Annotated in this window: 24 protein-coding genes and 1 tRNA gene; 17 read left to right on the top strand and 8 right to left on the bottom strand. The window is 74.3% G+C overall.

The genetic code is table 11. The features are described 5' to 3' along the window. Window positions 1-32 precede the first annotated feature (32 nt). Window positions 33-1,160: a geranylgeranyl reductase family protein gene (locus ABIH81_RS23325; protein WP_349881182.1), complete on the top strand. Its 1,128-nt coding sequence runs from the start codon at window positions 33-35 to the stop codon at window positions 1,158-1,160. On the opposite strand, the gene ABIH81_RS23330 is transcribed toward ABIH81_RS23325, so the two are convergent. Beyond that, on the bottom strand, window positions 1,147-2,181 hold the full coding sequence (locus tag ABIH81_RS23330; protein WP_349877025.1) for an NAD(P)-dependent alcohol dehydrogenase: 1,035 nt from the start codon (window positions 2,179-2,181) through the stop codon (window positions 1,147-1,149). The two genes, ABIH81_RS23325 and ABIH81_RS23330, sit on opposite strands and share 14 nt — an antisense overlap. Before the next feature lie 95 nt (window positions 2,182-2,276). Between ABIH81_RS23330 and ABIH81_RS23335 the strand changes: the two genes are divergently transcribed. Beyond that, window positions 2,277-2,462 (top strand): hypothetical protein, encoded by a 186-nt coding sequence (locus ABIH81_RS23335; protein WP_128137017.1) that lies wholly within the window; start codon window positions 2,277-2,279, stop codon window positions 2,460-2,462. Window positions 2,463-2,501: 39 nt separating this feature from the next. On the opposite strand, the gene ABIH81_RS23340 is transcribed toward ABIH81_RS23335, so the two are convergent. Beyond that, window positions 2,502-4,292 carry a 5'-nucleotidase C-terminal domain-containing protein gene (locus tag ABIH81_RS23340; protein ID WP_349877026.1) on the bottom strand — a complete coding sequence of 597 codons (1,791 nt, stop codon included), beginning with the start codon at window positions 4,290-4,292 and terminating at the stop codon, window positions 2,502-2,504. Between the two features lie 151 nt (window positions 4,293-4,443). Between ABIH81_RS23340 and ABIH81_RS23345 the strand changes: the two genes are divergently transcribed. After that, entirely contained in the window at window positions 4,444-5,346 is a 903-nt protein-coding gene (locus ABIH81_RS23345; protein ID WP_349877027.1) for an SDR family oxidoreductase, read from the top strand. A gap of 85 nt (window positions 5,347-5,431) precedes the next feature. On the opposite strand, the gene ABIH81_RS23350 is transcribed toward ABIH81_RS23345, so the two are convergent. Both ABIH81_RS23350 and ABIH81_RS23355 read right to left on the bottom strand, forming a co-directional pair. Beyond that, a complete protein-coding gene (locus tag ABIH81_RS23350) occupies window positions 5,432-6,082 on the bottom strand; it encodes a nucleotidyl transferase AbiEii/AbiGii toxin family protein (RefSeq protein ID WP_013286395.1) in 651 nt (216 codons plus the stop codon). Next, window positions 6,079-6,405 carry a hypothetical protein gene (locus tag ABIH81_RS23355; RefSeq protein ID WP_349877028.1) on the bottom strand — a complete coding sequence of 109 codons (327 nt, stop codon included), beginning with the start codon at window positions 6,403-6,405 and terminating at the stop codon, window positions 6,079-6,081. Before ABIH81_RS23355 ends, ABIH81_RS23350 begins: the two co-directional genes overlap by 4 nt. Window positions 6,406-7,135: 730 nt before the next feature. Between ABIH81_RS23355 and ABIH81_RS23360 the strand changes: the two genes are divergently transcribed. The 10 genes from ABIH81_RS23360 to ABIH81_RS23405 all read left to right on the top strand — a co-directional run bounded on the left by ABIH81_RS23360 (window position 7,136) and on the right by ABIH81_RS23405 (window position 18,575). Further along, entirely contained in the window at window positions 7,136-7,723 is a 588-nt protein-coding gene (locus ABIH81_RS23360; RefSeq protein ID WP_349877029.1) for a hypothetical protein, read from the top strand. Window positions 7,724-8,022: 299 nt separating this feature from the next. After that, entirely contained in the window at window positions 8,023-11,346 is a 3,324-nt protein-coding gene (fdh, locus tag ABIH81_RS23365) for a formate dehydrogenase (RefSeq protein ID WP_349877030.1), read from the top strand. Beyond that, window positions 11,339-12,382 carry a 4Fe-4S dicluster domain-containing protein gene (locus tag ABIH81_RS23370; RefSeq protein ID WP_349877031.1) on the top strand — a complete coding sequence of 348 codons (1,044 nt, stop codon included), beginning with the start codon at window positions 11,339-11,341 and terminating at the stop codon, window positions 12,380-12,382. The genes fdh and ABIH81_RS23370 overlap by 8 nt, the downstream gene beginning before the upstream one ends. Further along, window positions 12,379-13,581, top strand: a complete 1,203-nt coding sequence (gene nrfD / locus ABIH81_RS23375) for an NrfD/PsrC family molybdoenzyme membrane anchor subunit (RefSeq protein WP_349877032.1) — start codon at window positions 12,379-12,381, stop codon at window positions 13,579-13,581. The genes ABIH81_RS23370 and nrfD overlap by 4 nt, the downstream gene beginning before the upstream one ends. 44 nt (window positions 13,582-13,625) lie before the next feature. After that, window positions 13,626-13,721: transfer RNA gene (locus ABIH81_RS23380), tRNA-Sec, on the top strand. 22 nt (window positions 13,722-13,743) lie between these two features. Further along, window positions 13,744-15,036 (top strand): L-seryl-tRNA(Sec) selenium transferase, encoded by a 1,293-nt coding sequence (gene selA / locus ABIH81_RS23385; RefSeq protein ID WP_349877033.1) that lies wholly within the window; start codon window positions 13,744-13,746, stop codon window positions 15,034-15,036. Window positions 15,037-15,041: 5 nt separating this feature from the next. After that, on the top strand, window positions 15,042-16,805 hold the full coding sequence (gene selB / locus ABIH81_RS23390; protein ID WP_349877034.1) for a selenocysteine-specific translation elongation factor: 1,764 nt from the start codon (window positions 15,042-15,044) through the stop codon (window positions 16,803-16,805). Between the two features lie 45 nt (window positions 16,806-16,850). Next, on the top strand, window positions 16,851-17,048 hold the full coding sequence (locus tag ABIH81_RS23395; protein WP_013286387.1) for a hypothetical protein: 198 nt from the start codon (window positions 16,851-16,853) through the stop codon (window positions 17,046-17,048). Next, window positions 17,048-18,325: a hemolysin family protein gene (locus tag ABIH81_RS23400; RefSeq protein ID WP_349877035.1), complete on the top strand. Its 1,278-nt coding sequence runs from the start codon at window positions 17,048-17,050 to the stop codon at window positions 18,323-18,325. Before ABIH81_RS23395 ends, ABIH81_RS23400 begins: the two co-directional genes overlap by 1 nt. A gap of 67 nt (window positions 18,326-18,392) precedes the next feature. Continuing rightward, window positions 18,393-18,575, top strand: coding sequence for a hypothetical protein (locus tag ABIH81_RS23405; RefSeq protein WP_349881280.1), 183 nt, complete (start codon window positions 18,393-18,395; stop codon window positions 18,573-18,575). Between the two features lie 9 nt (window positions 18,576-18,584). On the opposite strand, the gene ABIH81_RS23410 is transcribed toward ABIH81_RS23405, so the two are convergent. Further along, on the bottom strand, window positions 18,585-19,241 hold the full coding sequence (locus ABIH81_RS23410) for a hypothetical protein (protein ID WP_349877036.1): 657 nt from the start codon (window positions 19,239-19,241) through the stop codon (window positions 18,585-18,587). 127 nt (window positions 19,242-19,368) lie between these two features. Between ABIH81_RS23410 and ABIH81_RS23415 the strand changes: the two genes are divergently transcribed. Next, window positions 19,369-19,575, top strand: coding sequence for a hypothetical protein (locus tag ABIH81_RS23415; RefSeq protein ID WP_349877037.1), 207 nt, complete (start codon window positions 19,369-19,371; stop codon window positions 19,573-19,575). Here the strand turns inward: ABIH81_RS23415 and ABIH81_RS23420 are convergent. From ABIH81_RS23420 to ABIH81_RS23430, 3 genes are all read right to left on the bottom strand, one after another. Then, a complete protein-coding gene (locus ABIH81_RS23420; protein ID WP_349877038.1) occupies window positions 19,572-20,045 on the bottom strand; it encodes a hypothetical protein in 474 nt (157 codons plus the stop codon). The genes ABIH81_RS23415 and ABIH81_RS23420 overlap by 4 nt on opposite strands. Beyond that, on the bottom strand, window positions 20,042-20,251 hold the full coding sequence (locus ABIH81_RS23425; protein ID WP_120569853.1) for a phosphatidylethanolamine-binding protein: 210 nt from the start codon (window positions 20,249-20,251) through the stop codon (window positions 20,042-20,044). Before ABIH81_RS23425 ends, ABIH81_RS23420 begins: the two co-directional genes overlap by 4 nt. 156 nt (window positions 20,252-20,407) lie before the next feature. Further along, a complete protein-coding gene (locus ABIH81_RS23430; RefSeq protein WP_349877039.1) occupies window positions 20,408-21,253 on the bottom strand; it encodes a universal stress protein in 846 nt (281 codons plus the stop codon). Window positions 21,254-21,381: 128 nt separating this feature from the next. Here ABIH81_RS23430 and ABIH81_RS23435 point away from each other — a divergent pair, with 128 nt between their 5' ends. The 3 genes from ABIH81_RS23435 to ABIH81_RS23445 all read left to right on the top strand — a co-directional run bounded on the left by ABIH81_RS23435 (window position 21,382) and on the right by ABIH81_RS23445 (window position 23,933). Then, window positions 21,382-22,128: an SAM-dependent methyltransferase gene (locus tag ABIH81_RS23435; RefSeq protein ID WP_349877040.1), complete on the top strand. Its 747-nt coding sequence runs from the start codon at window positions 21,382-21,384 to the stop codon at window positions 22,126-22,128. A 98-nt stretch (window positions 22,129-22,226) separates the two neighbouring features. Beyond that, a complete protein-coding gene (locus tag ABIH81_RS23440) occupies window positions 22,227-23,414 on the top strand; it encodes a GAF domain-containing SpoIIE family protein phosphatase (RefSeq protein ID WP_349877041.1) in 1,188 nt (395 codons plus the stop codon). Window positions 23,415-23,462: 48 nt separating this feature from the next. Further along, window positions 23,463-23,933, top strand: coding sequence for a MarR family transcriptional regulator (locus ABIH81_RS23445; RefSeq protein ID WP_349877042.1), 471 nt, complete (start codon window positions 23,463-23,465; stop codon window positions 23,931-23,933). Window positions 23,934-24,210 lie beyond the last annotated feature (277 nt).

Genomic DNA, 24,210 nt, shown 5'->3' on the forward strand with positions numbered 1-24,210 from the left:
AACTGCGGTGCCCTAGGCTGCAACCCGTGATCATGGATCTCGTCGTGGTCGGCGGCGGGCCCGCCGGACTCTCCGCCGCGCACGCCGCGGCCCGGGCCGGCGTCCGCACGCTCGTTGTCGAACGGGCCACCCACCCCCGGTACAAGACATGCGGCGGCGGCCTGATCGGCACGTCGCTGGCCGAGATCGACGACCGCGTCGAGGTGCCCGCCCACGACCGGGTCGACCGGGTCACGTTCACCCGGGACGGGCGACGCGCGTTCACCCGCCGGCACCCGGCGCCGCTGGTCACCATGATCCGCCGGGAGGAGTTCGACGACCGGCTGCGCGCCGCCGCCGTCGCCGCCGGGGCGCAGGTCCGCGAGGGCGTCGCGGTCCGCGCGATCGAGCAGGACCCCGACGAGGTACGCCTGCGCCTGGCCGGCGGTGAGACGGTACGCGCCCGGGCCGTGATCGGCGCGGACGGCTCGTCCGGCGTGACGGCGCGGCACGCCGGGGTGCGCTTCCGCCAGGTCGACCTGGGGCTGGAGCTGGAACTGCCGGTGGACGCCGCCGAGCGGGACCGCTGGCGCGGCCGGGTGCTGCTCGACTGGGGGCCGCTGCCCGGCTCGTACGCGTGGGTCTTCCCGAAGGGCGACCGTTTGACCGTCGGTGTCATCGCCGCCCGGGGCGACGGCGAGCGGACCCGCGCCTACCTGCGCGACTTCACCGACCGGCTCGGCCTGTCCGGGGTGACGCCGGAGCACGACTCCGGTCACCTGACCCGCTGCCGCACCGGGGACTCCCCGCTGCGGCACGGCCGGGTGCTGGTCGCCGGGGACGCCGCCGGGCTGCTGGAGCCGTGGAGCCGGGAGGGGATCAGCTACGCGCTGCGCTCGGGCCGGCTGGCCGGGGAGGCGGTGGCCGCCGGGGACCTCGACGCGTACGCCCGGGAGGTCGACCGGCGGCTGACGCCGGAGATGCGCGCCGGGCACCGGCTGCTGGAGGTGTTCGAGCGGCGGCCCGACGTGTTCCACGCGATGCTGGCGAGCCCGCCCGGCTGGCGGATGTTCGTCCGGTTCTGCCAGGGCCGGGCGAGCTTCGCCGAGGCTCTCGACCGGCGGCCGGTACGGGCCGGCCTGGCTCTGCTCGACCGGCTGCCCCCGCTCAGGGGACGATGACCGCCCGCCCCCGCACCTCGCCCCGGCGCAGCGCCTCGTACGCCTGCGGCGCCTCCGCCAGGGGGAACGTGTGCACGTCGGCGTGCAGCCGGCCGTCGCCGGCCAGCGCGATCACCTCGCGCAGCTCGGCCCGGGTACCCCAGAACGGCACCACCACCCCGGTCTCCAACGGCACCGGGGGCGGCTCGTCGGCTACCGGCCGCACCGGCAGCGTGCCGCCGGCCAGGCCCACCAGCAGGATCTGACCGCCGCTGGCGACCACCTGCCGGGCGGTGTCCAGCGTGGGCTGCGCGCCGACGAAGTCGAGCACCACGTCCGCGCCGTCCGGCGCCGGCCCGACCAGCTCGCGGATCTTCTCCACCGCCTCCGGACCGGCCTGCACCAGGTGGTGGGCGCCCAGGCGGCCGGCCAGGTCCAGCGCGGCGGTGTTCGTGTCCACCGCGATGATCCGTACCGCGGTGGTGGCGAGCAGGATCTGCAACCCCATGTGCCCCAGCCCGCCGATGCCGATCACCACGCAGGAGGTGCCGGGCCGCAGCCGGGGCCGCGCCAGGTCCACCGCGTGGTACGGCGTCAGCCCCGCGTCGGTGAGCGGTGCCGCCTGGGTCAGGTCCATGTCGCCGACCGGCAGCAGCCGGGACGCGGGCACCACGACGTACTCGGCCAGCCCGCCGTCGCGGCTGAGCCCGATGCCGCCGACCGGGATGACCCGGCAGCGGTTCTCCTCACCCCGCAGGCAGGCCCGGCACCGGCCGCAGCCGATGATGCCGTAGACCGCGGCCCGGTCGCCGGGCGCCCAGCCGTCCACGCCGGCGCCGACCGTGTCGACGGTGCCGGCGATCTCGTGCCCGAGCGTCATCGGGATCGGGAACACGCCCGCCGGGGCGTCGAGGATGTGCAGGTCGGAGTGGCAGGCGCCGACCGCGCCGACGCGCAGCAGCACCTCACCGGGGCCGGCCTGCGGCGTGGGCACCTCCGTGTGATCCAGCACACCGGGTGCGGTCATCCGTACTGCGCGCATGTCTCCTCCACCTGGTCGCCGACGGTATTCGCGGCGGCATACCCGTGCCGTAGCGGTTGATGCGGAGACGGGACGGGTGAGCGCACAATGCGGTCATGAGCGAGCCGGCCGAGTCGTTCACCGACGAGGAGTACGCGTTCCTGCGGCACGTCCGCTTCGGCGAACTGCCGGCCCGGGTACGCCCGGAGGAGCGGATCGAGTCCGCCGAGACCGAGTTCCCGCCGGACCGGCCGGACCCGGTGGGCGGGGAGTCGGAGTGGCACCTGCGCGCCGGTGGCTGACGGGGCCCGGACACCGGCCCGGACCCCGTCGCGTCACGGTCAGAAGACCGGCACGCCCTCGCGTACCAGCTTCCAGTTGGGCACGAAGAAGTCGGCCGGGTCGATGACGCCCTTGGCCTGCGCCCAGTCGATGAGCAGCTGGCGGATCTCCTGCTGGGCGTTGTAGACCTGGGTCTTCACGATGCCGGGGAAGTTGCCGCCGCCGCTGCGCCGGTAGTTGTTCACCGCCACCACGAACCGGGCGTCCGCCGCGACCGGGGTGCCGGTGCCGGCCAGCACCAGGCGGGTGATCCGCTGGCCGACCGGCCTGGCGATGTCGATGTCGTAGTCGACGCCGGAGAACACGTCGTAGTTGTAGTCCGGCACCGCCGGGTCGCTGATGTTCTCCACGTCCACGGTGGTGCCGGCCGGGAAGGTCTTGAAGTACTTCGCCGAGTACTCCAGGTACGCCCTCACCTCGGCGCCGGTCAGCACGACCGCCTCCAGCGTGTTGTCGTACACGTAGAGGCCCGCCACGTCGCGGATCCGCACGTCGCCCTGCGGGAACACCGCGGTACGGCTGAACGGCGCGGCGATGGACAGCACCGGCAGGCCCGCGTACTCGCCGCCGGCGAGCGCCTCGGTGACCACCTCGGTCTGGACGTGGTTGATGAAGTCCAGGATGGGGGTGTCCTTGTACCGCGACTCGGCGGCGGACAGCTCCACGCTCGACTGCGCGACGACCCGGTTGACGTACTCGACGGTCTTGGCGTGCTGGCCGCGCACGGCCGCGAGCACCGCCGGGTCCTCGACCACGGTGTTGGTGTTCAGCGTGGTGGCCGAGGAGCCGACGACCTTCCAGCAGCCCTTCTCGCGGGTCAGCGTGAAGTCCATCCGGGTCAGCCGCTGGCCCCACTTCGACGGCTCCGAGGTGAGCACCGCCTTGCCGGTGGTGAGGTTGGTGACGAACTTCTCCGGCACCTCGTTGTGCGCGTGGCCGAACAGGATCGCGTCGATGCCGGGCACCTGCTCGGCGATCAGCGCGGTCGGGTTCTCGTTCGGCAGCTCCGGGCCGTAGCTGGAGGTGCCGCTGTCCCCGCCGTGGGCGGAGATGACGACCAGGTCGGCGCCGCGGCGGCGCATCTCCGGCACCCACTTCGCGGCGGTGGCCACCATGTCGGCGAAGACCAGGCGGCCCTCGACGTTGCCCTTGTCCCAGATGGCCACGCCGGGGTTGGTCAGGCCGAGGATGCCCACGCGCAGCTTCGGCGCGCCGTGCCCGCCGAGCCGGACCTCCTTGATCACGTACGGGAGGAACGCCGGCTTGCCGGTCCTGGCGTTGAGCGCGTTCGCCGCCAGCGCCGGGAAGCCGAGCTGCTCGATCCAGGTCGCCAGCAGCGGCAGGCCGTAGTTGAACTCGTGGTTGCCGAGCGTCACGGCGTCGTACTTGAGCACGTTCATGGCCCGGGCCATCGGGTGCGTCTCACCGGTGCTGGTGATCGGCTCCTGCTTCGCGTAGTAGGTGGCCAGCGGCGTGCCCTGGATCGTGTCGCCGGCGTCCAGGACCAGCGTGGCCCTACCCTTGCGCTCGGCACGGATCTGGTTGACCAGCGTGGCGAGCTTCGCGACGCCGACGTCGTTGTGCCTGCTGTCGTCGAACTCGGCGTCTTTGTAGTAGTCCCAGTTGTAGACGTTGCCGTGGGTGTCCGACGTGCCGAGGATCGTCAGGTCCCAGGTCTTCGGCTGCTTCGGCTTCGCCTCGGCGGGCGCGCCGGCCAGCAGGGGACCGGTCGCGGCGGCGGCCGCGACGGCCAGCACCTGGCGCCGGGAGGCGCCGGAGGAGGAGGTCATGAGGTGCCTTTCCACATGGGGGTGTGCGCCTCGTGGGCGCCGTTGCGCACCATAACCACCACATGTCGCCTGCGCCACACCGGCCCGAATTGTTTCCCTTCCAATCACAGGCTGCTGTTTTCGCGTCCGTCACCGGGGTAGGGGCGGATCCATGAGCGAGGACCAGTTCACCCAGCAGCACCCGGCCGAGCAGTACGGACAGAGCGAGGGACAGCCGGCGCAGCAGCAGACGCCGCCCGGCAGCGAACAGGAGATGGGGCCGAAGCCGGATCACGGCGAGGAGTCGTACCGGGGCAGCGACCGGCTCACCGGCAAGCGGGCGATCATCACCGGCGGCGACTCCGGCATCGGCCGCGCCGTGGCGATCGCCTTCGCCCGCGAGGGCGCCGACGTGCTCGTCACCTACCTCGGCGACGAGGAGGAGAAGGACGCGCGGGAGACGGTCAGGCTGATCGAGCAGGCCGGGCGCACCGGCGTCGCGGTGCAGTGCGACCTGCGCGAGGAGGCCAACTGCCGTGCGCTCGTCGACCAGGCGGTACGCGAACTCGGCGGCGTCGACATCCTGGTCAACAACGCGGCGTTCCAGATGTCGCAGGACAACGGCCTGCTCGACATCACCACCGAGCAGTTCGACCGGGTCTTCAAGACCAACGTGTACGCCATGTTCTGGCTCTGCAAGTTCGCGGTGCCACACATGAAGGAGGGCTCGACGATCATCAACACCTCGTCGATCCAGGCGTTCGACCCGTCGCCGCAGCTGCTCGACTACGCCACCACCAAGGCGGCCATCGCCAACTTCACGAAGGCGCTTGCGCATAACCTGGCCGAGCGCGGCATCCGGGTCAACGCGGTCGCGCCCGGCCCGATCTGGACGCCGCTGATCCCGGCCACCATGCCGGAGGAGAAGGTGAAGCAGTTCGGCACCGACACGCCGCTGGGCCGTCCCGGTCAGCCGGCCGAGGTGGCGCCCGCGTACGTCTACTTCGCCTCGCAGGAGTCCAGCTACGTCACCGGCGAGATCCTCGGCGTCACGGGTGGCCGCCCGACGAAGTGAGCGTCCGGTCCGGCTGCTTCCCTGGTCCCGGTTCGGCCGTCTGTCCGTCCGGCGCGGCGTTTCGTTGGTCGTCTGGTTCCGCTGGTCAGCGGGGCCAGACGGCCATCCGGCGGCGTACCTCGGCGATCCGCGGCGCGTCCAGGCCGTAGCGGGTGAACCGGCGGTCGGCCAGCCCGTCGAGGTAGCGGCCGGCGGCGCGCACGTCCTCGTCGTCGAGTGCCGGGTCGACCTGCCGGGCCAGTTCCAGCAGCTCCGCGACCGTGTACCGGTCCAGCGCGGCGGACACGTCGATGTAGTCGCGTACCTCCCGCCGGTTGACCAGCGCGGCGGTCTTGTTGGCGATCAGGTCGCGGACGTCCATGACCGGGCCGAGGTCCATCACCACTGGGCTGCGGTGCCGGTCCAGGCGGGCCAGGCTGAGCCGGATCTGCCGGCCGTCCCGGCTCACCACGAAGTCCCGCAGATCCCGGTCGAAGCCGTCGAACACCTCACCCAGCCCACCCGGGTCCACCTCGGCCACCCGGTAACCGGCCCGTTCCAGCGCCGCCCGTACCCCGTCGGCCGCCGCCGCGGCGGCGCCCTCCACGTCGGCGAACAGGTCGACGTCCTCGGTGGGGCGGGTGACCAGGCCGTGTACGGCCCACGCCACCCCGCCGCCGAGCACGAAGCGGTGCGGGCCGGCCGCGGCCAGCGCCACCCGGGCCACCTGCCGGTAGAAGTCGTGCGGGTGGGTCACGCCGGGCGCAGGCTCCGGTGCCGGCCCTCCCAGGCCAGGCGTACGCCCCGGGGCAGGTTGAGCAGCGGCCAGAGCCGGCGCAACGTGCCCGCGTGGATCAGCTCGCGCAGGTCCTCCGCACGGGTCGTCTCGCGGAGCACGTTCTCGTACATCCAGAGCAACTCGTCCGGGTCGCCCAGGTCGAACGCGCGTTCGCTGCTCCACATCAGGCGTACCGGCAGCTCGACGATGCCGGTGGTGGGACCGGTGAGCTCGTCCAGGGTGCGCGCCACCACGGCGGGTCGCCCGGGACGGGCGAGGTACGCGTGCGCGCTGACCGGCATGGCATCAGGGTAACCCCAACCCCGCGCATTTCCCGCCTCCCTTCCCGCCCCTCCCGCCCCCGCCGCGGCAGCACCGCCCTTCCGACCCTTCCCGCCCTCGCCGCCCTCGCCGCGTCGATCATGAAGTTGACGGCGTGTGATGTCCGGTTTGTCGCCGTCAACTTCATGATCGACCGTCGCATCCTCGCTACTTGCTCGCCTTGCGCGGCACTCCGCCTGAGATCTTGGAAGGAAAGGGCCCCGACGAGGGCCGTTTCCTTCCAAGATCTCCCGTGGTGGGTGCGCCGGGACCGGGTGAGGTCCGCTCGGCGTCCACCCTCAGCGGCCCCGGTTTCCCGGTCGATCATGAGGTTGGCGGCGACAAACCGGACACCACGGGCGGTCAACCTCATGATCGACGCTTCCGGGGACCGGTCGGGTGGGCCTGGGGCGGGGCGGTGTGCGGGGATGCGTGGGGTGTCGGGTTTCCGGTGGTCGGGGACAGCCGGGTGGCGGAATGGGGGACGGCGGCGGGGCGTTATACCTGGTGCACGACCGCAGCAGCATCCACCGGCGCCCCCGCCGGGCGGGTGACAGGTCCCCGGAATGATCCCGGGCCGGCGGTCGTTGCACATGCCTCCGGCCCCCCGCAACCACGGGCAGCGAGCCGGATCCCCCGAGACTTCCTTGAGCGCCTGACGGTGCCCACGCACCCACCCCCGGGTGCGTCGACCCCCGAACGGAGCCCCCCATGAACAGCATTCTGCGTAAGAGCATCCTCGGTATCGCCGGTCTGACCGTCGCCGGTGGCCTCGCCGCCGGCCCCCTCAACCACGACACCAGCACCACCCCGGTGCGGGACGCCGCCGTCACCACCCAGGCCGCCGGCAAGCCCGACACCGCCGCGCTCATCCCGCACGGCGTGCAGGGCACCCAGTCCCACATCGACCTCAACGACGAGCAGACCGCCAACGTGAAGGCGATCATCGCCGCCACCAAGAAGGCCGGCATGGACGAACGCGCCGCGGTCGTGGCGATCGCCACCGCCCTGCAGGAGTCGAAGCTGGAGAACCTCGGCCACCTCGGTGACCGCAACGACCACGACTCCCAGGGCCTGTTCCAGCAGCGCCCCTCCTCGGGCTGGGGCACGGTCGAGCAGATCACCGACCCCGAATACTCCACCACCGCATTCCTCAAGGGCCTCAAGCAGGTCGACGGCTGGCGCGACATGCCCCTGACCAAGGCCGCCCAGACCGTCCAGGTCTCCGCCTACCCCGACCACTACGCCCAGTGGGAACAGCAGGCCGCCGACCTCGTCGCCCAGCACTGGAACAGCTGACCCGGCGGTGACCGGGGTCACGACCAACGAGCGGAAGAACCGCGACCCCGGTACCGTTGTGCAGAGCGTCGGTGTGTCCAGTGTCCCCGGGCCTCACCTAAATTGCCTTCGCGGAATACCGTTCGGCTGGAGCCGCGTCGCGCCACTCGCCGAGAGGCGACATGCACACCGACGCCCAGAGCCGCCCCGGCCATCCGGCCGGGGCGGCTCTGTCTGTGGGCTCGAGTCGCACGCCCCGGACCGCTGGCCTAGGGTTGCAGGCAGAGGTGAGCCGTTCTCGACGGAGAGGGGGTGCCCGGATGGGTTTCAAGACGTTCATCCAGGGGTGGCCGGTCTACCGGCAACTCACCGGCACGGACCCGCTCGGTCGCGGCGCCGCCGCCCAGTCGGCGCGCTCCGCCGAGCTGGCCCCCCGCACCGAGACCGCCGACGGCATGGCCCGCTCGGTCTGCCCCTACTGCGCGGTCGGCTGCGGGCAACGCGTCTTCCACTCCGACGGCAAGGTCACCCAGATCGAGGGCGACCCGGACAGCCCGATCTCGCGCGGCCGGCTCTGCCCGAAGGGCTCGGCCAGCAAGAGCCTGGTGACCAGCCCGCTGCGCCAGACCAAGGTCCGCTACCGCCGGCCGTACGCGACCGAGTGGGAAGACCTGGACCTCGACGTCGCGCTCGACATGATCGCCGACCGGATCCTCGCCGCCCGCGCGGAGACCTGGGAGGACGTCGACGACGAGGGCCGCCCGCTGAACCGGACGCTGGGCATCTCCAGCCTCGGCGGCGCGACGCTGGACAACGAGGAGAACTACCTCATCAAGAAGCTGTTCACCGCGATGGGGGCACTCCAGATCGAGAACCAGGCCCGTATTTGACACTCCTCCACCGTCCCCGGTCTGGGGACCAGCTTCGGTCGCGGCGGCGCCACGGACTTCCAGCAGGATCTCGCCAACGCTGACGTCATCGTCATCCAGGGCTCGAACATGGCCGAGGCCCACCCGGTGGGCTTCCAGTGGGTGATGGAGGCGAAGCAGCGCGGCGCGAAGGTCTTCCACGTCGACCCGCGGTTCACGCGTACCAGCGCGCTCGCCGACACGTACCTGCCGATCCGGGCGGGCACGGACATCGCGCTGCTCGGCGGCGTGGTGCGCTACATCCTGGAGAACGAGCTGGACTTCCGGGAGTACGTGCTGGCGTACACCAACGCGGCCAACATCGTCAGCGAGCGGTTCGCCGACACCGAGGACCTGGACGGCCTGTTCTCCGGCTACAACCCGGACACCGGCTCGTACGACCTCGCGAGCTGGCAGTACGAGGGCCAGGAGGACAACGCCAAGATCCGGGGCACCGGCAAGGAACGCGACTCGGCCTCCGGGCTGGAGCACGAGTCGCACGGCGAGCCGGTGCCGGTGCAGGCGCCCCGGGACGAGACGTTGCAGCACCCGCGCTGCGTCTACCAGATCCTGAAGCGGCACTTCTCCCGCTACACCCCGGAGATGGTGGCCCGCGTGTGCGGCATCCCGGAGGAGAAGTTCCTCGAACTGGCGCGCGCCTGGACGGAGAACTCGGGCCGGGAGCGCACCGGCGCGCTCGTCTACTCGGTCGGCTGGACGCAGCACAGCGTCGGCGTGCAGTACATCCGCACGGGCTCGATCATCCAGACGCTGCTGGGCAACATGGGCCGCCCGGGTGGCGGCATCCTGGCGCTGCGCGGGCACGCCAGCATCCAGGGCTCGACCGACATCCCGACGCTGTTCAACCTGCTGCCCGGCTACCTGCCGATGCCGCACCACGCCGACCACCCGACGTTCGACGAGTGGGTGGACAGCATCCGGCACCCGGGCCAGAAGGGCTTCTGGGGCGACTCGCGTGCCTTCGCGGCGAGCCTGCTCAAGGCGTACTGGGGTGACGCGGCGACGCCGGAGAACGACTTCTGCTACGGGTACATGCCCCGGATGACCGGCGACCACGGCACGTACCAGCAGGTGCTGAACATGATCGACGGGAAGGTGAAGGGCTACTTTCTGCTCGGCCAGAACCCGGCGGTCGGCTCGGCGCACGGCCGCGCTCAGCGTCTCGGCATGGCCAACCTGGACTGGCTCGTGGTCCGCGACCTGTTCATGATCGAGAGCGCCACGTTCTGGAAGAACAGCCCGGAGGTCGCCACCGGCGAGATCGTGCCGGAGGAGTGCCGCACCGAGGTGTTCTTCCTGCCGGCGGCCTCGCACGTGGAGAAGGAGGGCACCTTCACCCAGACGCAGCGGCTGCTGCAGTGGCGGGAGAAGGCCGTCGACCCGCCGGGCGACGCCCGCTCCGAGCTGTGGTTCTTCTACCACCTTGGCCGGGTGCTGCGGGAGAAGCTGGCCGCCTCCACCGAGCGCCGGGACCGGGCGCTGCTGGACCTGACCTGGGACTATCCGACGCACGGTCCGCACGCCGAGCCGAGCGCCGAGGCGGTGCTCAAGGAGATCAACGGGTACGAGGTGGCGACCGGCCGCCTGCTGAACGCGTTCGGCGAGGCCCGGGACGACGGCTCCACCGCGATCGGCTGCTGGATCTACTCCGGCGTGTACGCCGACGGCGTGAACCAGGCGGCCCGCCGCCGGTCCCGCCACGAGCAGGACTGGGTGGCGGCCGAGTGGGGCTGGGCGTGGCCGGCGAACCGGCGCACGCTCTACAACCGCGCCTCCGCCGACCCCGAGGGCCGACCGTGGAGCGAGCGGAAGAAGTACGTCTGGTGGGATCCGGACGCCGGCGAGTGGACCGGGTACGACGTGCCGGACTTCGAGAAGACGAAGCCGCCGTCGTACCGGCCGCCGGAGGGCGCGTCGGGCCCGGCGGCGCTCGCCGGTGACGACGCGTTCGTCATGCAGGGCGACGGCAAGGCGTGGCTGTACGCGCCGAGCGGAGTCCTCGACGGTCCGCTGCCGACGCACTACGAGCCGGCCGAGTCGCCGATGCGCAACCCGCTCTACGGTCAGCAGGCCAACCCGACCCGCAAGATCTACGAGCATCCGATCAACCGGATGAACCCGAGTCCGCCGGAGCCGCACAGCCAGGTCTTCCCGTACGTGTTCACGGTCAGCCGCCTCACCGAGCACCACACGGCCGGTGGGATGAGCCGTACCGTGCCGAGGCTGGCCGAGCTGCAACCGGAGATGTTCGTCGAGGTGTCCCCGGAGCTGGCCGGCGAGGTCGGGCTGGCGCACCTGGGCTGGGCGCACCTGATCAGCGGCCGCGCGGTGATCGAGGCGCGGGTGCTGGTCACCGACCGGCTCACCCCGCTGCGGGTGGACGGCCGGATCATCCACCAGGTGTGGCTGCCGTACCACTTCGGCACGGAGGGCCTCGTGACCGGCGACTCGGCGAACGACCTGTTCGGCATCACGCTGGACCCGAACGTCCTCATCCAGGAGAGCAAGGTCGGCACCTGCGACATCCGGCCCGGGCGGCGGCCCACCGGTCCGCCGCTGCTCGACCTGGTCGGCGACTACCAGCGGCGGGCCGGGATGACACCGGACCGCAAGGTGCCGTTGGTGACCACCGACGCGGCCGGCGGGGACGACGCCGCCGACAGCACCGACGAGCAGTCGGCCGCCGCGCACCAGGACGGGGATCGCGATGCCTGACGCCAACAGCCTGTACGGCCCGCTCGACCCGGCCCCGGACGCGGGCTGGGTCGACGCGCCGCCCCGGATGGGCTTCTTCACCGACACCAGCGTGTGCATCGGCTGCAAGGCGTGCGAGGTCGCCTGCAAGGAGTGGAACGGCGTTCCCGACTCGGGTTTCGACCTGCTCGGCATGTCGTACGACAACACCGGCGCGCTCACCGCGAACTCGTGGCGGCACGTCGCGTTCATCGAGCAGCCCCGCCCGGCCGGGCACCGTACGCCGCCGTTCACCGGTGACCCGACCGGCCCGGCGACCAGCCCCGAGTCCGCGGCGGCCGGTGCGGTCACGGCCTCCGACACCGGTACGAACCCCGGCCTGCCGCCGGGGCAGCCGGAGGCGGCGGCGCGGATGGCCGCCGGGCCGGAGTTCCTCGGCATGCCCGGCGCCCAGCCGCCCGGGCGGGACACCGGCGCGGAGTCACGCACCGACTTCCGCTGGCTGATGATGTCCGACGTGTGCAAGCACTGCACGCACGCGGCCTGCCTGGACGTGTGCCCGACCGGTTCGCTGTTCCGCACCGAGTTCGGCACCGTGGTGGTGCAGGAGGACATCTGCAACGGCTGCGGCTACTGCATCTCCGCCTGCCCGTACGGGGTGATCGACCAGCGCAAGGACGACGGCCGGGCGTGGAAGTGCACGCTGTGCTACGACCGGATGGGCGCGGGCATGACGCCCGCCTGCGCGCAGGCGTGCCCGACCGAGTCCATCCAGTACGGCCCGCTCGACGAGCTGCGGGAGCGGGCCGCCCGGCGGGTGACCGCGCTGCACGAGCGCGGGGTGCCGGAGGCACGCCTGTACGGCCACGACCCGACCGACGGTGTCGGCGGTGACGGCGCGTTCTTCCTGCTGCTCGACGAGCCGGAGGTGTACGGGCTGCCGCCGGACCCGGTGGTCACCACCCGGGACCTGCCGAAGATGTGGAAGCGGGCCGGGCTGGCCGCGCTGGCCATGGCGGCGGCTGCCGTCGCCGCGTTCGTCGGAGGATCGTCGTGAGCCCGGACCGCCCGGTCGGTGACCTGTTCCGCCGCTTCCGCGAGCGCCTGTCCGCCGAACGCGACGACGGCAGCGCCGCCGAACGCGACAACGCCGGCGTCGCCGGGCGGGAGAGCGGCAGCCGGGCCACCGCGGCCGGCCCCGGGGTGGGCCGCACCGACGCGGGCTCCCGCGACGCCGGCCTGGCCCCGCACCCGCCCCGCGACGCGGCACCCCGCCGGCGGCGCGGCAGGGGCGGCAAGGGCGGCGGGGAGCAGCTGAACGTCCCGCCGGCCGAGTTCAGCTCCTACTACGGCCGGCCCATCCTCAAGCCGCCGGTGTGGCGGTGGGACATCGCCGCATACCTGTTCACCGGCGGTCTCGCCGCCGGCTCCTCGCTGCTCGCCGCGGGCGGGCAGCTCACCGGCCGTCCCGCGCTGCGCCGCGCCGGCCGGGTCGCCGCGCTCGCGGGCGTCGGCGCCAGCACGTTCTTCCTGGTCAACGACCTGGGCCGGCCGTCCCGCTTCCACCACATGCTGCGGGTGGCGAAGGTGACCTCGCCGATGTCGGTGGGCACCTGGATCCTCAGCGTGTTCGGCCCGGCCGCCGGGGTCGCGGCGGTCGCCGAGGCCGCCCCGCTGCTGCCCGAGCGCGGCGTGCTGGGGCTCGGCCGCCGGCTGCTGCCGCCGGCCGGGCACGCCGCCGGTGTGGTCGCCGCCGTCACCGCGCCGGCGCTCGCCACGTACACCGGGGTGCTGCTGGCGGACACGGCGGTGCCGTCGTGGCACGAGGCGTACCCGGAACTGCCGGCCATCTTCGCGGGCAGCGCGCTGGCCAGCGGCGCGGGCGTCGGGCTGGTGGCCGCGCCCTGCGCGCAGGCCGGCCCGGCGCGGCGCCTCGCGGTCGCGGGCGCGGCGATGGAGCTGTGGGGTTCGCACCGGGTGGAGAACCGGCTCGGCCTGCTCAGCGAGCCCTACACGCAGGGCACGCCTGGGAAGCTGCTGCGCGCGGGCCGGGCGCTGACCGCCGCCGGTGTGGCGGGTGCGCTGCTCGGCCGGCGCAGCCGGGTGCTGTCCGCGCTCTCCGGCGGCGCGCTGATCGCCGCCTCGGTGTGCACCCGGTTCGGCATCTTCCACGGCGGGGTCGCGTCGGCGCGCGATCCGCGCTACACGGTGGTGCCGCAGCGCGAACGCGCCGACCGGCGGGCCGACCAGGACTGACACCTCCCGGGCGGCCTTCCGTCCGCTGTGGTTGACTGCTGCGTGGAGGCGTTCAGGCGGCTGGTGCCCCTCCCGGTCTTCAAAACCGGTGTGGTCCGGGATCCGGGCCAGGCGGGTTCGATTCCCGTCCGTCTCCGCCAAACCGTTCCCGGGAGTGCGCCGATGCGTGAGGTCGACCCGCGACGGCGGGTGCCGCGCACCGACGCGCTGCTCGCCGATCCCGCGCTGGCCGCCGCCGCCGGCACGCTCGGCCGCGACCGGGTCAAGGCCGCGATCGTCCGCGCGCAGGACCGCGCCCGCCGCGGCGAGCTGACCCCCGAGGGGGTACGCGACGCGACGCTGGCCGACCTGCCCGGCCGTACGCCACGCGCGGTGCTCAACGCCACGGGCGTCGTGCTGCACACCAACCTGGGCCGCGCCCCGCTCGCCCCGTCCGCCGTGGACGCGCTCGTGGCCGCTGCCGGGCACACCGACGTGGAGCTGGACCTGCGGACCGGGCGGCGGGCCCGGCGCGGCCGGGAGGCGCTCGACGCGCTCGCCGCGGCGGTGCCCGACGCCGGGGCGGTGCACGTGGTGAACAACGGCGCCGCCGCGCTGGTGCTCGCCGCCACCGCGCTGGCCGCCGGCCGGGAGATCGTGGTGAGCCGCGGTGAGCTGGTCGAGATCGGCGACGGGTTCCGCCTGCCCGACCTGCTGGCCAGCACCGGCGCGCGGCTGCGCGAGGTGGGCACCACCAACCGCACCACAGTCGCCGACTACGAAGCCGCGATCGGCGAGCAGACCGGGTTCGTGCTGAAGGTGCACCCGTCGAACTTCGTGGTCACCGGCTTCACCTCGGCGGTGCCGGTGGCCGAGCTGGCCACGCTCGGCGTACCGGTGGTGGCCGACATCGGGTCGGGCCTGCTCGCACCTGATCCGCTGCTGCCGGCCGAGCCCGACGCGGCCACCACGCTGCGCGCGGGCGCGCACCTGGTCACCGCCAGCGGCGACAAGCTGCTCGGCGGCCCGCAGGCCGGTCTGCTGCTCGGCGACGCCGACCTGGTGCGGCGGCTGCGCCGGCACCCCCTGGCGCGGGCGCTGCGGGTCGACAAGCTCACCCTCGCCGCGCTCGCCGCCACCCTGTACGCGCCGACCACGCCCACCCGGGACGCGCTGTACGCCGAACCGGCCCGGCTGCGGGAGCGGCTGGAGCGGCTGCGTGACCGGCTCGGTGAGGACGGCTGCAAGTCCGAGGTGGTGCCCGGCGTCGCGGTCGTCGGCGGCGGCGGGGCGCCCGGCGTGGAACTGGACTCGTGGGCGCTGAGCCTGCCCGAGCGGTACGCCGAGCCGCTGCGCACCGGCGACCCGGCGATCCTCGGCCGGGTGCTGCACGGCCGGCTCCTGCTGGACCTGCGCGCCGTGCCGGCGGGCGCCGACGACCGGATCCGCGCGGCCGTGCTGAGCGTGGGGGACTGACCGGCATGTGGGTGGTGGCGACCGCCGGGCACGTCGACCACGGCAAGTCCACGCTGGTGCGGGCGCTGACCGGGATGGAACCGGACCGGTGGGCGGAGGAACGCCGCCGCGGCATGACCATCGACCTCGGGTTCGCCTGGACCACACTGCCGTCGGGCGGCACCCTCGCCTTCGTCGACGTACCGGGGCACGAGCGGTTCGTGCCGAACATGCTCGCCGGCGTCGGCCCGGTCCCGGCGGCGCTGATCGTCGTGGCCGCCGACGAGGGCTGGATGCCACAGTCCGCCGAGCACCTGGCCGCGCTGGACGCGCTGGGTGTGTCGTACGGGCTGCTGGCGGTCACCCGCGCGGACCTGGCCGATCCCGGGCCGGCGGCGGCGCGGGCCCGCGCGGAGATCGCCGCGACGTCGCTCGGTGAGGTGGAGGCGGTGCCGGTCTCCGCGGTCACCGGCGCCGGGCTGCCCGAGCTGCGCGCCGCCCTGGACCGCCTGACCGCCCGGCTGCCCGCACCGGCCCGGGACGCGCCGGTGCGGCTCTGGGTGGACCGGGCGTTCACCGTACGCGGCAGCGGCACAGTGGTCACCGGCACGCTCGGCGGTGGCCGGCTGCGTGCCGGCGACGAGCTGGAGCTGGCCGCCACCGGCGAGGCGGTGCGGGTACGCGGACTGCACTCGCTCGGCGTCTCGCGCGCCGGGGTCGAGGCGGTGGCCCGGGTCGCGGTCAACCTGCGCGGGCTGCCCCGGGACCGGGTGGGGCGCGGCGACGCGCTGCTCACGCCCGGCCGGTTCGGGCGTACCGATCTGCTCGACGTGCGGCTGTCCGGTGATCCGGCCGCCGGCCTGCCGGCCACGCTCACCCTGCACGTGGGCTCGGCGGCGGTGCCCGCCCGGGTCCGGCCGCTGGGCCCGGACACGGTACGGCTGCGCCTGGCCCGCCCGCTGCCGCTGCTGATCGGGGACCGGGCGCTGCTGCGCGACCCCGGCCGGCACCACGTCGCGGGGGGCGTGACGGTGCTGGACGTGGACCCGCCGCCGCTGCGCCGCCGGGGCGCGGCGGCCGCCCGCGCGGCGGTGCTGGCCGGCCTGGACGGGCGGCCGGACCTGGCCGGGGAGCTGCGCCGGCGACGGCTCGTCCGGGCCGGTGACCTGACCCGGATGGGCGTGCCGCCGGCCGCGACGCCGGTGGCCGGGCAGTGGCTGGCCGACCCGGAGCACTGGCGGGACCTGGGCCGCCGCCTCACCGAGGAGGTGACCCGGTACGCCGCCGAGCATCCGCTCGCCGCGGGCGTACCCGTCGACGTGCTGCGGCACCGGCTCGACCTGCCCGACCGCGCCCTGGTCACGGCGCTGCTGCGCCCGCCGCTGCGGCTGCGCGACGGCCTGGTCACCGCCGCCGGGCAGGGGACACTGCCGGACCCGGTGGCCCGGGCGGTGGACCGGGTCCGGGCCGAGTACGGCGACCGCCCGTTCCAGGCCCCCGAGGCGCACCGCCTGGCCGACCTCGGGCTCGGTCCCCGCGAGATCGGCGCCGCGGTCCGGGCGGGCGCGTTGCTGAAGCTGGCCGAGAACGTGGTGCTGCTGCCCGGCGCCCCGGACGACGCGGTGCGCGTGCTCGCCGCGCTGCCACAGCCGTTCACGCTCAGCGCCGCCCGGCAGGCGCTCGGCACCACCCGCCGGGTGGCGGTGCCGCTGCTGGAACTGCTGGACCGGCGCGGCGTCACCCGGCGGCTGCCCGACGACGCCCGCGAGGTGGTCCGCCCGCCGGGCTGAGCCAACCGGCGTCGCCCGCCCGTCCCGGTCACCTACCGTGACGCCATGGACCCTTCCGCGGTCTGGCGGGACAAGAACCACAAGTGGCGGATCGAGGCGTACCGGGCCCCGGACCTGCGCTTCGCCATCTTCGCCACGAACGGCCCCACCGAGTCGGCGCCGCTGTGGCTGTTCGGGATGGCCGCGCTGGCCCGCTGGCTGATGACCCACGCGATCTCGCTGGACGACCTGGAGACCGACTGATGGGAGTGCAGCTCGCGCTGGTGCTGGTGCTGATCCTGGTCAACGCCGCGCTGTCCGGCAGCGAGATGGCGCTGGTGAGCCTGCGGGAGGGGCAGCTGCGGCGGCTGGCGCGTTCCGGGCGGGCCGGGGCGCGGCTGAGCCGCCTCACCCGCGAACCGAACCGCTACCTGGCCACCATCCAGCTCGGCATCACTCTGGCCGGGTTCCTCGCCTCGGCCGCCGCCGCGGTGACGCTCGCCGAGCCGCTGGTCGGCCCGCTCGGCTTCCTCGGCGGGGCCGCCCGCCCGGTGGCGGTGTTCCTGGTGACGCTGCTGCTGACGTTCCTCACGCTCGTGGTGGGGGAGCTGGCGCCCAAGCGCCTGGCCATGCAGACGGCGGAACGGTGGGCGCTGATCAGCGCCGCACCGCTGGACCTGCTGGCCCGGCTGTCCCGGCCGGCGGTGTGGCTGCTCGGCCGCTCCACCGACCTGCTGGTCCGGCTCGCCGGCGGCGACCCGCGCGCCAGCCGGCAGGAGGTGACCGAGGAGGAGTTGCGGGAGATGCTGGTCAGCCAGCGGGGCCTGTCCGCCCAGCAGCGGGAGATCCTCGCCGGGGCGTTCGACATCGCCGGCCGTACGCTGCGGGAGGTCCTCGTCGCGCGCCGCGACGTGACCACGTTGCCCGCCGACCTGCCGGCGGCCGAGGCGATGCGCCGGCTCGCGGCCACCGGCCGGTCCCGGGCGCCGGTGATCGGACCCGGCGGGCTCGACGACGTACGCGGCACCGTGCACATCCGCGACCTGGTGGACGCCGGGACGACGCCGGTCGGCGACCGGGCCCGCCCGCCGGTGCTGCTGCCCGGGACGCTGCCGGTGGCCGACGCGATGCGGCAGCTGCGCCAGCGGCACGAGCAGCTCGCCCTGGTGGTCGACGAGTACGGCGGTGTGGACGGCCTGGTCACCATGGAGGACCTGCTCGAGGAGGTCGTCGGCGAGCTGTACGACGAGACCGACCGGGACGTGCGCCGCGCCGTCCGGGAGCCGGACGGCGCACTGCTGCTGCCCGGTGACTTCCCGCTGCACGACCTGCCCGACGTGGGCGTACGCGTGACGTTCCCGCTGTCGCGCGAGTACACCACCGTGGCCGGGCTGGTGCTGGCCGGCCTGGGCCGGCTGCCCGGGGGGCCGGGGGAGCGGGTGCGGCTGCCCGGCCTCACCGTCGAGGTGGTCGAGGTGGCGGGACGGGCGATCCGACGGGTCCGGCTGCGCGGCCCCGCCGTCGGCCGCACACCGGACTGACACCCGGACGGGGGACAACCGCCCGATCCGGCGTTCCGGCCCGCGCCGCCGGTCGTACGGTGCGGGCGTGAAGGACCGAGGACTGCGTACGTTCGTCACCGTGCTGGCCGGACTGGCCGTGATCTACTTCGGTTTCACCGGAAGCCGCGGCAGCGGCGAGGAGGGCGGCGTCTCCGGCGGCGTGGTGCTGCTGGCGCTGCTCGCCTCGCTGCTGGCCTGGCACCTGACCAGGCCCGGCCCGGCCAAGTAGCCGCCCGGCTCAGTGCGCGGTCGCGGCGCTGCGGCTCACCTCGCCCGCCGACTCCTCGCCGAGGGCCACCCGCACCAGCGCCGACGCCAGCCGGCCGAAGTCGGCCTCGCCGACCAGCCCGACCAGGTCACCGGGGCTCGCCGGCAGGCCCAGGCGTCGCGCCCCGGCGAGGGTGCGCCGGTCGGCGTACGGGCGCACGTCCGGCCACACCGACTGCGCCTCGCGCAGGAAGATGTCCGCACCCGTGGGGCCGATGCCGGGGAACTCGGTGAGCAGGCGGCGCAGCACTGCCCGGTCGGCGCCGGCCTCCTTGTGCAGCCGGCGCAGGTCGCCGTGCCAGCGGTCCAGGCAGAGCCGGGCGCCGGTGCCGAGCATGGTGGCGGTCCGCTCGTCGTAGCGCCGGTAGTGGCCCCGGCCCAGTGCGTCGACCCGGTCCTGCCAGCTCGCCGCCTCCATCGCCTGCGGGGTGCGGTAGCCGGCGGCGAACAGCTCCCGGGCGGCGGCCACCGCCACCGAGGCCCGGATCCGGGTGCTCAGCAGCGTGGTGAGCACCAGCAACTGGTAGAGCGGACCGGGCCGGTCCGCGAGGGCGATGCCGGCCTCCTCCGCGTACGTGCGGGACTGCCGGTCCAGCAGGGCGCGCGCGACGTTGCGATCGTCTGGCATCCGTCCGGTTTACCCGCCCCGGCCCGGCCCAGACCCCCGGGCCGATCCGGAATGCGCTGGGCGGCGACGGGTACGCGGGTCGGGTGCGCGGTCGACGGCCGTGCGCTCCACCGGGAGGGAGAGACCCGTGGTCAAGCCGCAGCAGGAGGAACTGCGCCGGAACGATCTCGGCGCCACCAGCCAGGACAGCCGCAAGACGGCCACCCAGGCTGGCGGCCGTACGCGAGGCGGGGGCACGTCGAACGCCGACGCGGGACGGCCCGTCCCCAAGGGGCAGGTGTCGCCGTACGGCCCGGCCGGTGAGCCGGTGGCCGACGACGAGAGCGACAGCTAACCGCGAGCCGACGTCGGCCGCAGTCGCCGCCAGGTGGCTGCGGCCGACAGCCCGTACGCCAGGTGCGGGATCAGGTCGGAGACCCAGTCGCTGCGCCGCCAGGTACGGGGGTCGGTCACACCGAGCAGCGTCATCGAGCCGTCGGAGGTGGCCATCACGCCGCCGCCGAGCAGCACCGTGGCCAGGGGCAGCGGAATCCGCCGGCGCGCGGCGAGGACGCCGAACGCGGCCCCCGCGGCGATGCCCGTGGCGTACCCCAGGAACGGCCCCAGACCGGAGCGGCGGTTCTCCGCCTCGTCGCCGGGGCCCAGGTCGACGTGCGTGACGTCGGCCAGCCGTCCGGCGACCGATTCCGGGGTGCTGCTGGCCGGACGGGCCCGCAACGCCATGTCGAGGTACGAGACCGCGTTGAGGACGGCGCTGCCGACGGCGCCCGCGATGGCGCCGTCGGCAACTGCTGCCGCTCTCACTTCGGGTCACCCGGTTCCCGGTTGCCCTTGGGGCCGTAGGTCCGTTCGCCCCGGACCACACCGCGTTGCCCCCGGTCGTCCTGGAGGATCCGGTTGGCGACCTGGTTCGCCTCCTTGTCGGCCGCCCGCCCGGACTGCTCGACGAGGTCGCGAAGGCGTGCCCGCTGCTTGTCGTACGCGTTGCTGCCCGGCCGTGGTCCTGGCATCTCTGCCTCCTCCGGATCGCTGTCGGCTGACCGTAGGCGTCTACCCGCCCGGGCCCGGACCAACCGTTGCGGGCGCATCCCCGCCCGGCCGGGGGTGCGGGGCGCCGCTCAGTCCGGGGTGCGGGGCGCCGCTCAGTCCGGGGTGCGGGGCGCCGCTCAGTCCGGGGTGCGGACCACAGCGACCGGGCAGGCGGAGCGGTGCAGGATCCCCTGGCTCACCGAGCCGAGCAGCAGCCCGCCCAGCTCGCCCCGGCCCTGCCGGCCCACCACGACGAGCTGGGCCCCGGCCGACGCCGTGGCCAGCGCCGCGACCGGTTTGGCGCGTACCGCCTCGGCGTGCACCGGCAGGTCCGGCCACCGTTCGCCGATCCCGGCCAGCGCCTCGGTGAGCACCCGCTCGTCCTCCCCGGCCCCGTCGTCCCGCCCGCGCGGGGCCGGACGGGCGTGCACCACGTGCAGCGGGGCGCCCCGCGCGGACGCGGTCTCGGCGGCGAACTCGACGGCGGCGCGCGACAGCGTGGAGCCGTCCACGCCGACCACGACCGGGCCGTCCGCGCGGGCGGTGCCGCGTGCGATCAGCACCGGGCAGTCGGCGTACGAGGCGACCTGCACCGCGACCGACCCGACCACGAGCGCGGCGAATCCGCCCAGGCCCCGGTCGCCGAGCACGATCAGGGCGGCGCTGGGGGACTCGCCGAGCAGCACCGCGGCCGCCTCCCCGTCGATGATCTCGCCGGTGACGCGCAGCCCGGGCGACTCCGCCTCGGCCACCGCGACCGCGTCGGCGACCAGTTGCTCGGCCTGGTTGCGCAGCCCGGCGCCGGGTGGTGACCCGGCCGGCGCGGAGACCGGTACGCGCAGCAGCGGCCAGATGAAACCGTGCACCACTCGCAGCGGGCGGTTGCGCCGCCGCGCCTCCCGGGCCGCCAGGCGCACCGCCCGTGTCGCGGGTTCCGAGCCGTCCACCCCGACCACCACCGCGGCCCCGTTCGCCGAGTTCACCCGTACCTCCTCGTGGCCGGCGCTCCCGCGGCCAGTATCGCGGCCCGGGTGGGCGGCCCGGGGCGATACCGCCGGGGTCGCCCGGTGGGTACGCTGGCGTGCAGCGCCCAGGGGAGGGAGCCCCGTCGATGGATCAGCCGGACGGACCGAGCACCGCCCGCATGATCGACTACTGGCTCGGCGGCCGGCACCACCGCCCGGTGGACGTCACCGCGGCCGCCGCGTTCGAGGCGGCGTACGGGCCCTGCGCGGCGATCTTCCGGTCGCTGCGCGGCTTCCTCGGCCGCACCGTGCGGGCCATGGCCGCCGACGGGATCGACGGCTTCCTGGTCTTCGGCGCGGGCGTGCCCACCCGCGGCAACGTGCACGAGGTCGCGCCGGAGGCGACCGTGCTCTACACCGACGTGGACCCGGAGACGGTCCGGCTGGGCCGGAGCCTGCTCGCCGGCAGCGACCGGGCCGGGTACGGCTACGGCGACGCCACCGACATCGGGACCGTCGACCGGGCGCAGTTGCACCGGTTCGTGCCGGGCTGGGGGAGGCGGCCGGTGGGTGTGGTCTTCCTGGGGCTGGCGGCGTTCCTGGACGACGACACGCTCGCCCGTACGCTCGACGAACTGTACCGGGCGGTGGCGCCGGGCAGCCGGCTGGCGATCGACTTCGACACCGAGGAGCTGGCCGGGCACCCCGAGGCGCTGGCCATGATGGGCCCGGCGTTCCGGATGCGGGCGCCCGAGCGGTTCGCGCCGCTGCTGGGCCGCTGGCAGCCGACCGAGGACGGCATCGTGCCGGTGGCGCGGTGGCGGCCGGCCGGTGAGCCCGAGCCGGTGCCGGACGCGTTCCACGGCGCGCTGGCGTTCCGCCCGGCCGGCTGAGCCGGTCCCGTCACGCCCGGCCGAGGCGGGGCGTTCGCCGTCGGGCGGCCTCCGTATGATGTTTGCCCTGTAGCAATAGTCGTCATCGGAGGATGAGCATGCCGGAGGCGTCCGGATCGGTGTCGCGTGCCCTGCGCACGGCGCCACCCGACCAGCTGGCGGAGACCGCGGACGCGGTGCTGCGCCAGACGCTCGGGGCCGCGCGGGCGGAGGTGTTCGTCGCCGACTACCGCTCCAGCGGACTCTGGCCGGTGCTCGACCCGGCCGTGCCCGACGGCGGCCCGCTGCTGGCCCACAGCGTCGCGCAGCGCTGTTTCAGCAGCCAGGAGCCGGTGCTGGACACCGTCGAGGACGGCCGCTGCCGCGCCTACCTGCCCCTGTCGGTGTGGGGGGAGCGGCTCGGTGTGCTGATGGTGGAGCTGCCCGGCGACCCGGACGCGGCCACTGTGGAGGCCGCCCGCGACGCCGCCGGGGAACTGGCCGTCGCGATCCGGGCGGCCGACCGGGAGACCGACCGTTACCGGCGCGCCCGGCGGCGGGAGCGGCTGAGCATGGCCGCCGAGATGCAGTGGGACCTGCTGCCGGGGCGCAGCGTACGGCTCGGTGACGCGCTGCTCGCCGGTCAGCTCGAACCGGCGTACACGGTGGGCGGCGACCACTTCGACTGGTCGGTGGACGGGGACCGGCTCACCCTCACCGTGCTCAACGGCACCGGCAGCGGGCTGGCCGCGTCGATGCTCACGGCGATGACGGTCAACGCCATGCGCAACGCCAGGCGTTCCGGCGGCAGCCTGGTCGAGCAGGCGGAGCTGGCCTCGGACACCATCTACTACCAGCACCGGGGCAGCCGGCACGTGGCCACGCTGCTGCTGGAGCTGGACAGCCGCCGGGGTGTGATGCGGGCGGTGGACGCCGGCTCACCGCAACTGCTGCGGCTGCGCGGGGGCCGCGTCACGCCGATCGCGCTGGAGCAGCAACTGCCGCTGGGCATGTTCGCCGAGACGCGCTACGACGTGCAGGAGTTCACTTTGGAGCCGGGCGACCGCCTCTTCGTCGTCAGCGACGGGGTGTACGCGGCGGAGCCCGACGAGCAGGAGCCGTACGGCGTCCGGGCGATGGCGCGCGCGATGCGGTCGACTCGGCTGCAGCCGGCGACCGAGGCAGTTGGTACGGTGATGCGCGAACTGCATGCGTACCATGCCGACGCGGATCTCCGTGACGACGCGGTCGTCGTCTGCCTGGACTGGCGCGGCTCCAGCCGGTCCGACGACGTGACGGGGCAGTGACCGGGGCGGCGGAGCGAACACGAGCGGGACGATCGCAGGGGACAGCGAGTGGAGCGACCTCCGAATCTTGCCGCGGCCATCGAATCGGCTGCGGAGGCGCTCATCGGTGTGCTCGACTCCGCCACATCCCGGCACACGGTCAGCGTCTCGCCCACCCAGCTGCGGGTGCTGTCGCTGATCGTGTCGCATCCGGACACCAACGTGAACCGGCTGGCCGAGCTGCTGGACGTCGTCCCGTCGTCGGCGAGCCGGCTCTGCGACCGCCTGGAGGCGGTCGGCCTGCTGCGCCGGGTGGCCGACCCGCGCGACCGGCGGGAGGTGCGGCTGATCCCGACCGCGGCGGCGGAGACGCTGCTGCGCGACCTCCAGGAGAGACGGCACCGGGCGGTGCAGGCCGTGCTCGACCGGATGCCCAACCGGGTGCAGCACGAGCTGCTGCTGGCGCTGGTCGCGTTCAGCCAGGCCGCTACGGCGACCGCGCCGCAGGCCGGGTCGGACTCGACCGCCCGTACCGCCTGATCCCGCGCCCCGGCGTCCGCCCGGCCCTGGACCGTTCGACTAGTGTCCTAGGACGCCCTAGCGGTTGTGACGGTCGCCACCGTGACACCACTAAGCAACGACGCAGCGGGCACCCGGGGGAGAACGGCGAGCCCGATATAGTGGCAGCGCAACTGGGCGGCCCGTGATCGCGACGAGGCGGGCCGCGTCGGGGGAGGTCCCAGCCCGGGATCACAGAGGGCGCCGGCGTCTGACCGGCCGGCAACGCGCACGTCCCTCCAGCGGCCGCTCGTCCGGC

The sequence above is a fragment of the Micromonospora sp. HUAS YX12 genome (assembly GCF_040215685.1).
Taxonomy (GTDB): Bacteria; Actinomycetota; Actinomycetes; order Mycobacteriales; family Micromonosporaceae; genus Micromonospora; species Micromonospora tulbaghiae.